Raw genomic sequence first — 12,473 nt, 5'->3', positions numbered from 1 at the left:
AAAGGCCTCGTTCGAGGAAATTGCCACCGGCGGCTCCAGTAGCGCCGAACTCCAACAAGCAACCGAGACCACCTTCGACTGGCAACAGGAAATCGAGGACGTGATTCGACCCCTACTCGACGAACTGAAGCGACTGACCGAACGGCCGCGGATGATCGAACGCCTGCGCAGCGAGCGGACCTTGTATGAGAACCGGCTGCAAACCACCGACGAGGCCATCGCTCATATCGAGCAAACCCTGGCGATGGTGAAGGAACCCCCCGTAAAAAAGGCGTTGCAAGCGACGCTGGAGCGGTGGCGAGATCATCGCGAGGAAACCGCGAGCCGCTTGCAGCGCATCAATGCCCAACTCGAACGACTGACGACGCCAAGCGAACGAAGCAACCAGAGACTCACTCTCACGCTTCAGGAATTCGCCAGCGGCCGAGGCCTCAATCTGGTACTGGCGCTCGGCGGTTTCATACTGACCTATCTGGTATTGAGCGGATTCGGCCGACTGGTCGGCCGAATCACTGGCCGGGGTCGCCAACGGAAAACACGCCGGCTGGCGCGGGTAACCGCGCTATCCTTCAAGGCACTCACCTTGATGCTGGCTTTTTTCGCATCCACCCTCATCCTATACACTCAAGGCGATTGGCTGCTGCTTGGCCTGCTGATTCTGTTGGCGATCGGCATTCTATGGGGCCTGCGGCAATCGCTGCCGCGCTACATGGCGGAAATCCGCATCCTGCTCGGCATGGGCAGCGTCCGGGAAGGCGAACGGATCGTGTATGCCGGCGTGCCTTGGCGGATCACCTCGCTGAATGTCTATTCGACCCTGCATAACCCACTGCTGCGCGGCGGCACCCTGCGTTTGCCGCTCGACCGGCTGGTCGATTTGCAGTCGCGTCTTCATGCGCCGGAGGAATCCTGGTTTCCCAGCCGGGAGAACGACATCGTCATTCTGGATGGCGACATCTACGGCAAGGTGCTGGTACAGACCCCCGAGGTGGTGCAGCTACAGGTCATCGGAGCGGTCAAGACCTTTACGGTCGCCGATTATCTCGGCAAGAACCCGCGCAATCTGTCGCTGGAAGGCTTTGCGGTACCCGTCATCTTCGGGCTGGACTACCGTCATCAGGGCGAAATCCTGAGCGAAATCGTGCCCCGGTTGCGCGCGTATCTCGAAGAACACCTGGAACAGCAGCCGTTCCGTCCTCACCTCAAGGATCTGCTGGTGGAATTCAACGAAGCGGCGGCGTCCTCGCTCAACCTGTTGATCGTTGGGGTGTTTACTGGTGCCGGAGCCGAAAGCTACTGGCCGATTCGCCGCTTCCTGCAACGCACCACCGTCAGCGCCTGCAACCAATACGACTGGACCATCCCGTTTGAGCAGTTGACCGTGCATCTGCCGTCGGCGCAGCCCCTGACGCATCGTCCGCCGATCAGCGAGCGCCCTCTCACCCCGATAGCGGCTGCGGCGGGGACTCGCTGCTCGGGTCCTCGTGAATCAGCACATCGGCGTTGGGAAACACCGCCAACAAGGTGGCCTCCACCTCGTCGGCCACCCGATGCGCTTCCACCAGGGGCAGATGATCGTCCATCATCAGATGCAATTGGATAAAGTAGGTTTGCCCGGAGCGGCGGGTGCGTACCTCATGCATGCCGCGCACCTGCGGATGGGCACGAATGATCTCCTTGATCCGGGCGTGCACCTCGGGAGGCAATTCGTGATCCATCAGTAATTGAATGGATTCGTAACCGATATGCCCGGCGCTGTAAAGAATGTACAGCGCGATACCGATCGCGAATATCGGATCCATGCTTGGCCAACCCAACATCGCCAGTCCCAGCGCCACGATGGTGGCGGCGTTGGTGAGCAGATCGGTGGCGTAGTGCAGCGCATCGGCGCGGATCGCCGTGGACTGCGTGTGACGGATCACGTAGCGCTGGAACAGCAACAGCGCTCCGGTGGCAACCATGGCGAATAACAACACGCCAACACCGATCAGGGCGTCCCTGATCGGCTGTGGGTGTAGCAGGCGATCCACCGCATGCAGGATCAGAAACACCGCCGAACCGGCGATGAAGGCCGCCTGCACCAGCCCCGCCAGCGGTTCCGCCTTGCCGTGACCGAACCGGTGCTCGCGATCGGGGGGTTGCAGGGAGTAATGTACCGCCAGCAGGTTGATGATCGACGCCGCCACGTCCATCATCGAATCCATCAGCGACGCCAGTACGCTGACCGAGCCGGTCAACAACGCCGCCACCAGCTTGCCGACGATCAACATCGTGGCGGTAAACACCGAAGCGTAAGTCGCCCGCCGCATCAAGCGGGCGGTTTGGGCCGGATCGGCGGTCAATGGCGTTTCATCGTGCATAAGCCTTCATTCCCGGTCATTCGAAAACGATCTATTCTAACGGGCTTCCGGCCGACGCGCGGCGCGAACTCTTGGGGGCATTGGTAACCTTAGTCGTATAAGGTGTACTCACCCACCCCGGAACCTTCGCGATCGCGCATCTCATGGAGCCGTCAACATCTTGAATCACCACGTCATAACGTTTGCTTACCTCGCGCTATCGCAGTCCATTGTGGTGGCGTCCCTCATGCTTCGAACCGTTTCCAGCCGGAAGGAATCCCGCCACATGCTCGAAACTCTGCGCCGTATCGTTCAGGATGTCAGCGCCGCGCCGGATTTGCCCAGCGCGCTGGCGATCACGGTCAATCAGATTCGGGATGCGATGCACGTCGCCGCCTGCACTCTCTATCTGGCCGACGAAGACAATCGCGAGTACGTGCTGATGGCCACCGCCGGCCTGAATCCGCAGGCCGTTGGCCGGGTGCGCTTGAACCGCCAGCAAGGACTGATCGGGCTGGTGGCCGAACGCCAGGAGCCGCTGAACCTGGAAGACGCGGCCCGCCATCCCCGGTTCTATCAGGTCCAGGACGTGGACAAAGAGGACTATCACGCTTTCCTCGGCGTACCGCTGATTCAATATCGCCGAGTACTGGGTGTGCTGACCATCCAGCATACTGTCTCCCGCCAGTTCCAACCCGCCGAGGTGGATTTCCTGGTCACCATCGCCGCCCAACTGGCCAGCACCCTCAATCACGCCATTCTCAGCGGCGCCACTCAGGAACTGCTCAACCCGCTGGCAACCGGCACCCGCGCCCTGCAAGGCATCGCCGGCGCGCCGGGCGTGGCGATGGGCATCGTGACCATCCCGCACCTGCTGGCCGAACTCGACGACGTTCCCGATCATCCGGCGCTCGATCCCGTCGCCGAGGAGGCGGCGTTTCGGGCCGCCATCGCCGCCGTCGATGACGAGCTGCGCGGCGCTTGCGAACGACTGTCGCCGCTGTTGCCACCGACCGAACAGGCCTTGTTCACCGTCCACCGAATGATGCTAGGCAGCGACAGCCTGATCGGCGACACCCTGGCCGGCATCCTCCAGACCGGCCGTTGGGCGCCGGCCGCCTGGCGCGACGCGGTGCTGGCCAGGGTCCGGCTGCTGGAACGGGCCGAGGATCCCTACCTCAGCGCCCGCGCCGAGGATATCCGCGACCTGGGCCGGCGGGTGCTGCATCATCTGCGCGCGGGTCCGGGCCGGCAAACCGAACCCACCGCCGAGCGCTGCGTGCTGGTGGCCGAGGAAATGAGCGTGGCGCACCTGGCGGCGGTGCCGCCGGAACGACTGGCCGGTCTGGTCTGTCTGCGCGGTTCGGCGTTGTCCCATGTCGCCATTCTGGCCCGGGCGATCGGCATCCCGGCGGTCATGGGCCTGGGCGACCGGCCGATCGGCCGCTACGAGGGTTGCACCATCATCGTGGACGGCTATCAGGGCCGGATTTACATCGAACCGGACCCGGCGGTGTGCGAGGAATACCGGCAACTGATCGCCACCGAGGCCGAACTGTCGGCCGAGCTGAACGCCTTGCGCGACCAACCGGCCGTCACCCGTGACGGTCATCCGCTGTCGTTGTACGCCAAGGCCGGGCTGCTGACCGACATCGCCACCGTCCGCGACAGCGGCGCCGAGGGCATCGGCCTGTACCGCACCGAATTCGCCTTCATGGTGCGCGAGTCGTTCCCCAGCGAGGACGAGCAGTACCAGATCTACCGGCAAATGCTGGCCGCCCTCACGCCGCGACCGGTGGTCATGCGCACCCTGGATATCGGCGGCGACAAGATCCTGCCCTATTTCTCGATCGAGGAAAAGAATCCCTTCCTCGGCTGGCGCGGGATGCGCTTCACCCTCGATCACCCGGAGATTTTTCTGACGCAGTTGCGCGCCATGCTGCGCGCCAACGCCGAATCCAACAATTTGCGCATCCTGTTCCCGATGATCACCACCGTCGAAGAAGTGGAGGAGGCGCTGCGACTGCTGGACCAGGCCCATCGGGAATTGCGGGAAGAAGGCTGGCCAGCGACGCGCCCCCCGATCGGGGTGATGATCGAAGTGCCGTCCGCTGCCTGGCAGACCGCGCAACTGGCGCGGAAGGTGGACTTCCTATCGGTCGGCACCAACGATCTGACCCAGTATCTGCTGGCGGTGGATCGCGACAACGCCCATGTCGCCGGTTTATACGACAACCTGCACCCGGCGATGCTGAAAACCATCGCTTATATTATCGAAGAGGGGCATCGCGCCGATCGATTGGTCAATTTATGCGGAGAGATGGCGGCCGACCCCGGTTCGGCGGTGCTGCTGCTGGGGATGGGCGCGGATAGCCTGAGCGCCAGCACCGTCAGCCTGCCGCGGGTCAAGTGGGCGATTCGCAGCTTCACCCAGGCCGAAACGCGGGAACTGGCACGGCAGGCACTGCAACTGGATACCGTCCGGCAGGTACGCCGGCTGCTCAACGACGCTCTCCGGCGCGCGGGCCTGGGCGAAATCGTGCACGAGATCCATTGATCGCGTCCACCGCGCAAAACGACAGCGCGGGCCGAAGCCCGCGCTGTTCGCACTATCCACCGAAACGGAGCATGCCCCCACACCCCGTGGTGATCGAATCAGCTTTCGATGGCGATCCGTCGCGGTTGCGCCGCTTCGCGCTTGAGCACGATCACCTCCAGCACGCCATCCTTGCACTTGGCGCTCACCTTGTCGGCATCGGCCACATCCGGCAGCGAGAACCGCCGCAGGAAGGTTCCGCGCACTCGCTCGACCCGGCGATACTGCTCGGTTTCTTCCTTCTTCTCGGCGCTCCGCTGGCCTTTCAGGGTCAGAACCCCATTTTCCAGGGTGATCTCGATATCCTTGCTCTCGACACCCGGCAGATCAGCGTGGATGATGAACTGATTCGGCTCTTCCTTGATATCCACCGCTGGCGCCCAGTCAGCCAAAACATTACCGGACTCCTCATCGCCCAAGCGACCAACATCCAGCAGCCGGTTCATTTCCCGCTGCAACTGGTTCAACAGATTGAAAGGTTCATAGCGCATCAGAGCCATGGTCAAACCTCCTCTATGTTGGGGTTTCGGCGTTTTATCAAACGCCCCTTACTGTTACCGTTAAGATGGGGTTAAACCCACGCTTTTCAAGAGTTCCATGGGGGTATTTTTGCGCTAACATCCTCAGTGGATCCGACACCTTTCCGGAGTCGCACGATGGCCACCGCCTCCATCTTTATCTGCCATGCCCATGCCGATGCCGCCTTCGCCCAGGACCTGGCCCTGGCCCTGGAAACCTACCGCCTGAACATCTGGCGCGATACCCACGGCCTGCGCGGCGGCGAACGGCTGGCGCCCGGGATCCGCTGGGCCATCGAGCAGGCTCGCCAAGTCATCGTGGTGCTCAGCCTCAACACCGGCGCCCCGGCCTGGTTGCGCCGGGAGATCGAGATCGCGCAGGAAACGGAACGGCGGCGCGCGAGTAGCTATCGGGTCATTCCCCTATTGCTGCCCGGCGTTGACCTCAGCATCCTCAACCACTGGTTTACCCCGCCACCGCGAACCGCCCCAGTTCAATTATCCACCGAAGGGCTGGGCGTCGTGATGCCAGGCCTGCTGACGGCGCTGGGCGAGCCGCTTCCCGGCGAAACCGCCACCGATCGCACTCGCTCATCGCCGGTGGAACTGGAACTCACTTTTAGTCAGAGCAATCCGATGGCTCCCGATGGCTGGCGGCTCGCCGCAAGGCTCAACCATCATCCCTTGCGAACCCCGACCATCGTGAGCACGAACATCGGTCCGCTACCCCGGCCACCCGACCCACGAATTCTGCGTTGGTACCTACAAGACCACCTCTGCTGGCCAATCGATACCGTTCGCCAGCTTGCCCGCCACGCCGATGTCTTCTTGGCGTCCTGGGGCCGCGCCCTCTACCAGGCCACCCTCGGCGCGCCGGATTTGCGGGGCTTGGTGGCGGCTTGGCGCGACGATCCGGATGCTCGCGACCGCCGCTTGGTGGTGCGAACGGAAGCCGCTCCGGCAACCGCCGCGGCGGTGCTCGGCCTGCCTTGGGAATTGCTGCGCGACGAGGCCGGCTTTCTACTCCAAGGCAAGCAACCGATCCAGTTCCAGCGCCAGATCTCCGGCGGCGGCGACTCTTTTTCGCCGGCTCCCCCACCGCTGCGCATCCTGGCGATCAGCCCACGCCCCGACATTGAGCCGAGCGGCCACCCCGATTACCGCCGTCATACCCTGCCGCTACTGGAAGCGCTCGGCAATCTCGGTGGCTTGATGGAGCTGCAACTGCTCAACCCACCGACGCTTGCGATGCTGGAAAAGCGGCTGAACGATGCCTGGTCCGCCGGGCGACCCTTCGCCGCCCTGCATCTGAATGGCTATCTCCGCCACGACCCCGATCAGAATGTGGCCGTGTTCGGATTCGAGGTCAGTCATGACCTGTATGCACCGCTTTGTCGTGACACCCACTTTGTCCCGGCGTCAGCACTGGCGTCCCTGCTGGCTACCTACCGCATCCGCCTGGTCGTTCTGGCCTGTTCCAGAGACAGTACGGGCTCCGCCGCCGTGTCCGAGCTGGTCTCCGCCCTGCTAGCGGCGGGTATCGCGGCCACGATTACCGTACATCCCAGCACGCCGATGGAGACCCTATGCCGGTTCTGGGCGGCATTCTACGAAGAACTACTACGGGGTTCCCGGATCAGCCAAGCCATGTTCGCCGGCCATCGCCAGCTAGCCAGCGATAGCTACCGCACCGTCGGCTTGGGCGGCGGCGGGGTTTATTTGCAGGACTGGCCGACTTGTGCCCTTTATCTAGGTCAGCACGACCCCCGGCTCACCGTGCGCCCCCCGTTGGATCTTTGGCGCCGGCTGCTCGACCGACCCCGACCCGACCCACCGGAGTCATTGCCCGATCTTTCCGCGGTCGGCTGTATCGGGCGCGGGCGCGATCTGCTGATTCTGGAACGACTGTTCGAAACCCACACCAGCGTCTTCCTGCGCGGACCCGGTGGCAGCGGCAAGACCACCGCCGCGGTAGCCTTGGCCAACTGGCAGGCACGATGCGACCGCTACCGCCATATCGCCTACATCCGTGCCAGCGATGTCGACGATACTCGCACACTGCTGGAAACCTTGGGCCGACAATTGCTCCCAGAAGGTAAGCACTGGTCGGTCGTGCGCTACCCCACCCAGTGGCAAGCGCTGGACTACCTCCGGCAAACATTGCACACGGAACCGACCCTGATCGTGCTCGACCAGTTGGAGCGGTGGCCCTCGGAGCAGGATGCAGCCTTCGATCAATTCTGGAAGCAGTTGCTGGACGACTGGCCCGACCTGCGTCTATTGGGGCTTGGCCGAATTGGCCCACCCTCCTTCGCCCAGCCCTGGACGGAAACGATACTGAGTCCGCTGAACGAAAGTGATGCCATTGCCATGATCGGTCAGATGCTGATCGAAGCACGGGAAATGCCGCCGAACACCGATAGCGGCGAGAGTTTTCGACAGTTGCGCGATGTCGCCGCACTAGCCGGGGGGCATCCGGGCGCCTTACGCTGCCTGACACATGAAATCGGCATCCTGGGCGTGGGCGCGGTCTTCAAGCTACTGCACCCGCTGCGGATCGAATTGTTGCGCATTCACAACGACGACCCACAATGGCCGCTCTACCTGAGCCTGGAACTCACCTTGCGCCGGCTCTCCAGCCAAGACCGGGAACAATTAGCGGTTCTCGCATTTTGCAGGGAGGGTATCAACCGTATCGCCTTGGGGCATGCCATTAGCTCCGATACGCTGGCCACCGATACTCTCTGTGCACGAATCATCGAGCTGGGCCTGGCTGAAGACCAAGGCTACGGCCACCTGCGCTTCGATCCCGCGCTAGCCCACTACCTGACCCGCCAGTTGAGCCCGGATCAGCGCACGGTCTGGCACGAACGCTGGCGCGCCGGCATGGAACGGCTGCTAGCGGTTCTCTATCAGCAGTATTTCAAGGATAACGCCCGCGCAACCCGGTTATTACGGCTGGAACTGCCCAATTTACTCGCTTTACTGCGCGATCATATCCAGCACGCTGCTCACGAACGAGTCGCTCGGATGGCGGTTCAACTGGAGCACATGCTGGCCGATCTCGGCTTCCCCGCCACACTGGCCGAAGTCGTGACCGCCCGTGAACGGGCCGGCCAAGCGCTGCTCGGCTGGAGCCGGGCTCGCTTTGAAACCGAGCGTTTGAACGTCGAACGGCTGCGCAACGATGGAGCGCTGGAAGACGCCCTGCAAGCGGCGAGGCGAATGCTGCGTTTCTGCCAGGATGCTGGCGCCGATGCCTACGCCGGCGCCGGCTACGATCTGGCTCGCGCGCATTTTCAACTGGGCAAGCTGCTGAAGCTGGCCGAGGCCGCCGAACCCGCCTCGCGGGAACTGAGCACCGCTCGCCAACTGTTCCAGACGCTGGCGGATGCCGGCAACGACAACGCCAGCCGCATGGCCGCGGTCGCCGATGCCGAAAACGGCGATTGCCTGACCTATTTACGACGCTTGCAGGAAGCCGTCGATGCCTATGAGGCCGCTCTGGCGCACGCTGGACCCAACCCCAACAATGCAACCTTCGCGACCAACAACATGCAACTCGGCCTGGTGCGTCAGCGGCAGGGGCATTATGCCGAAGCCGCAAAGCTTTACGACACCGCCCGACGGACATTCGAAGCGCTGGGCGAACCGGAAGGCGCGGCGCAGGCTTGGCGGCAACTCGGTCTGGCCCGGAAAATGAATCGCGAGATCGAAGCGGCGCTTCATGCCTGTCAGCAGGCCCTTTACCTATACGAGCAGCAGCGTAACCGGAGCGGGATCGCTGAAACGCTGGGTGAGCTGGGCCACTTGCATCAGGTGCTCAACCAACTTGAGCCGGCGGCCTTATCCTATCGCCGGATGGCGGAACTTTACCGGGAGTTGGGCGATGGTCACAGCGAGGAAGCCAGCCGCAACAAGCTGGCGAACATACTGATCCAGTTGCGGCGACACGACGAAGCCCGTCAGGAACTATACCGAGCCAGCGAATGTAACCTGCCTGAAAGTCCCACGGCCCGCAACTGGGCGATCCGCCGCGGTTTGCGCGACCTTGGTCAGGCGGTTCAAAACCCCAATGTAGCCGATCAAGCGCGTCGGCAAGCCATCCAGAAATATCTCGCGTACCGGCAAGCGGGTGGCGAAAACACCAACCCCGGCACCCGCTTGTGCACTCAGGTTGGTCATGCCATTCAAGCCGGCGACGCCAGCGCGCTCGCCACCAAGCTGGACCAGATTGCGGCCAGCCCCAATGTTCCGTCGACCGGTAGGCTGTTGATCGAAAAACTGCAGGCTATTCTAGCGGGTTCTCGCGATCCCGAGTTAGCCGCCGACCCGGAATTACACTACCAGTATGCGGCGGAAATCCAGCTCTTGCTGGAATATCTCGCTTCCCACTGAACCTGGCCCAGCTATCCATGCAACCTCCTCATCCTGCCCACATCATTCTCCGTCATCCTCTCGCGTTCCTCGCAAGAGTATTGCGCCATTTTCAGGCCAATCGAGGGACCTTGCTGGCCAGTGCCGTTGCTTATCACGCGCTACTATCGCTGATTCCGCTGCTTATCCTGTTATTGGTCGCTCTATCCAATGTGTTGGAGAAAACCTGGTTGCTCGCTACTCTGGGCCGCTTTCTGGAACAGCTCGTACCCGGCGAATCGGACCTCATCCTTGGCCAAGTCGGACAATTTCTCGATCAAAGGCGGGCTTTAGGCTGGATCATGGCCGGTACCTTGTTTTTTTTCAGCGCGGCGGCCTTTGGCATGCTGGAAAATGCGATGGCGGCGATTTTTGCTCACCGACGCGCGCTACACATCCGACACACCTTGATTTCGTTGTTGCTGCCTTACTTGTACGTTGTCTTATTGGGGTTTGGTCTGTTAACAGCGACTTTGCTAAATGGCGCACTGCAAACTCTGGCGACCGGTGAAATCCAACTGTTGGGCTGGCACTGGTCGCTAGGCGATCTGACCGTGACATTGCTCTATGGACTCGGTTTTTGCAGTCAAGTCGGCGTGCTCACTTCGATCTATATGCTAATGCCGGCCGGCCGCCTGCCATGGCGACATGCCCTTATCGGAGGCATCGCCGCCGCTCTGTTATGGGAAGGAGTCCGCTACGGTCTGGTGTGGTATTTCGCCAATCTTTCGAAGGTCAACATGATCTACGGCTCACTAGCGGGTGCGATTATCGTGCTCATGACCATGTATGCCATTAGCATCATTATCCTGCTGGGCGCACAGGTGATCGCCGAATACGAACAGTCGTTACCGGAGTTCAGTCAAGACGACACACAACCGCATACCTGAGAAAATTACATAAAAAAACCCCCACTGTTATCAGTGGGGGCTTCAGATGTAGATTGCCTGGCGATGACCGACTTTAGCGTGAGTAGATCTCACACGATCATAGGCGCGGCGCGGTTTCACGATCGAGTTCGGGATGGGGTCGAGTGGTTCCCACGCGCTAAGGTCGCCAGGCGAAAAGGGGGAAGGCACGATGCCTGCGAAGGTGGGGGGTTCCACATACTTTGGGTGTTGCAGGGTCAAGCCGCACGGTCAATTAGTACGGGTAGGCTGCACGCGTTGCCGCGCGTCCACCGCCCGCCTATCCACGTCGTGGTCTTCAACGGACCTTTAGGAGTCTCAAGGACTCGGGAGATCTAATCTTGGGGGAGGCTTCCCGCTTAGATGCTTTCAGCGGTTATCCCGTCCGGACGTAGCTACCCGGCCATGCCACTGGCGTGACAACCGGTGCACCAGAGGTCTGTCCATTCCGGTCCTCTCGTACTAGGAACAGCGCCCCGCAAATCTCCAACGCCCGCGGCAGATAGGGACCGAACTGTCTCACGACGTTCTAAACCCAGCTCGCGTACCACTTTAAATGGCGAACAGCCATACCCTTGGGACCGACTACAGCCCCAGGATGTGATGAGCCGACATCGAGGTGCCAAACACCGCCGTCGATATGGACTCTTGGGCGGTATCAGCCTGTTATCCCCGGAGTACCTTTTATCCGTTGAGCGATGGCCTTTCCATACAGAACCACCGGATCACTAAGACCTGCTTTCGCACCTGCTCGACCTGTCCGTCTCGCAGTCAAGCGCCCTTTCGCCTTTGCACGCCACGCGCGATTTCCGACCGCGCTGAGGGCACCATCGCACTCCTCCGTTACTCTTTGGGAGGAGACCGCCCCAGTCAAACTACCCACCATGCACGGTCCCGGACCCGGATCACGGGCCACGGTTAGAATCTCGAGCATTCCAGGGTGGTATTTCAAGGTTGGCTCCACCGAAACTGGCGTTCCGGCTTCAGTGCCTCCCACCTATCCTACACAAGAAGGCTCAAAATTCAGTGCAAAGCTGTAGTAAAGGTTCACGGGGTCTTTCCGTCTTGCCGCGGGTACGCTGCATCTTCACAGCGATTTCAATTTCACGGAGTCTCGGGTGGAGACAGTGTGGCTATCGTTACGCCATTCGTGCAGGTCGGAACTTACCCGACAAGGAATTTCGCTACCTTAGGACCGTTATAGTTACGGCCGCCGTTTACCGGGGCTTCGATCAAGAGCTTCGCTTGCGCTGACCCCATCACTTAACCTTCCGGCACCGGGCAGGCGTCACACCCTATACGTCCACTTTCGTGTTGGCAGAGTGCTGTGTTTTTAGTAAACAGTCGCAGCCACCTGGTCACTGCGGCCCGCTTCGGCTCCAGCCGCGAGGGCCTTCACCTACCACGGGCGCACCTTCTCCCGAAGTTACGGTGCTAGTTTGCCGAGTTCCTTCACCCGAGTTCTCTCCAGCGCCTGAGGATTCTCTCCTCGCCCACCTGTGTCGGTTTGGGGTACGGGTGGCGCGAACCTGAAGCTTAGAGGCTTTTCCTGGGAGCTGGGCATGGGCCACTTCGCCCCAAAGGGCTCGTTATCGCGTCTCGGCATTGACTGACCGGATTTGCCTGGTCGGCCTGCCTACTCGCTTGAACCGGCACAACCAATCGCCGGCTGGCTTAGCCTTCTCCGTCCCCCCAT

At 61.6% G+C, this 12,473-nt stretch carries 5 protein-coding genes and 2 rRNA genes (1 of these 7 cut by a window edge); 3 read left to right on the top strand and 4 right to left on the bottom strand.

The genetic code is table 11. From position 1 onward, the window contains the following. Window positions 1-1,439: 1,439 nt before the first annotated feature. Window positions 1,440-2,360 carry a cation diffusion facilitator family transporter gene (locus tag IPM89_16180; protein QQS54294.1) on the bottom strand — a complete coding sequence of 307 codons (921 nt, stop codon included), beginning with the start codon at window positions 2,358-2,360 and terminating at the stop codon, window positions 1,440-1,442. A gap of 265 nt (window positions 2,361-2,625) precedes the next feature. Between IPM89_16180 and ptsP the strand changes: the two genes are divergently transcribed. Beyond that, window positions 2,626-4,896, top strand: coding sequence for a phosphoenolpyruvate--protein phosphotransferase (gene ptsP, locus IPM89_16175; protein QQS54293.1), 2,271 nt, complete (start codon window positions 2,626-2,628; stop codon window positions 4,894-4,896). A gap of 98 nt (window positions 4,897-4,994) precedes the next feature. On the opposite strand, the gene IPM89_16170 is transcribed toward ptsP, so the two are convergent. Beyond that, window positions 4,995-5,435: an Hsp20/alpha crystallin family protein gene (locus IPM89_16170; protein ID QQS54292.1), complete on the bottom strand. Its 441-nt coding sequence runs from the start codon at window positions 5,433-5,435 to the stop codon at window positions 4,995-4,997. A gap of 156 nt (window positions 5,436-5,591) precedes the next feature. On the opposite strand from IPM89_16170, the gene IPM89_16165 reads away from it, so the two are divergent. Both IPM89_16165 and IPM89_16160 read left to right on the top strand, forming a co-directional pair. Further along, window positions 5,592-9,851, top strand: coding sequence for a TIR domain-containing protein (locus IPM89_16165; GenBank protein ID QQS54291.1), 4,260 nt, complete (start codon window positions 5,592-5,594; stop codon window positions 9,849-9,851). Between the two features lie 17 nt (window positions 9,852-9,868). After that, on the top strand, window positions 9,869-10,759 hold the full coding sequence (locus IPM89_16160) for a YihY/virulence factor BrkB family protein (GenBank protein QQS54290.1): 891 nt from the start codon (window positions 9,869-9,871) through the stop codon (window positions 10,757-10,759). A gap of 55 nt (window positions 10,760-10,814) precedes the next feature. On the opposite strand, the gene rrf is transcribed toward IPM89_16160, so the two are convergent. Both rrf and IPM89_16150 read right to left on the bottom strand, forming a co-directional pair. Then, window positions 10,815-10,930: ribosomal RNA gene (rrf, locus tag IPM89_16155) — 5S ribosomal RNA — on the bottom strand. A 61-nt stretch (window positions 10,931-10,991) separates the two neighbouring features. Beyond that, window positions 10,992-12,473 (bottom strand): 23S ribosomal RNA (locus IPM89_16150) (it continues 1,404 nt past the right edge of the window).

The organism is Candidatus Competibacteraceae bacterium, assembly GCA_016699715.1.
GTDB lineage: Bacteria > Pseudomonadota > Gammaproteobacteria > Competibacterales > Competibacteraceae > Competibacter.
This window is presented reverse-complemented; position numbering and strand designations above follow the sequence as displayed.

What these genes read in the sequence shown, in the direction of transcription:
- IPM89_16180 (QQS54294.1), bottom strand. Translation starts at nt 2,360, where the DNA reads ATGCACGATGAAACGCCATTGACCGCCGATCCGGCCCAAACCGCCCGC.
- ptsP (QQS54293.1), top strand. Translation starts at nt 2,626, where the DNA reads ATGCTCGAAACTCTGCGCCGTATCGTTCAGGATGTCAGCGCCGCGCCG.
- IPM89_16170 (QQS54292.1), bottom strand. Translation starts at nt 5,435, where the DNA reads ATGGCTCTGATGCGCTATGAACCTTTCAATCTGTTGAACCAGTTGCAG.
- IPM89_16165 (QQS54291.1), top strand. Translation starts at nt 5,592, where the DNA reads ATGGCCACCGCCTCCATCTTTATCTGCCATGCCCATGCCGATGCCGCC.
- IPM89_16160 (QQS54290.1), top strand. Translation starts at nt 9,869, where the DNA reads ATGCAACCTCCTCATCCTGCCCACATCATTCTCCGTCATCCTCTCGCG.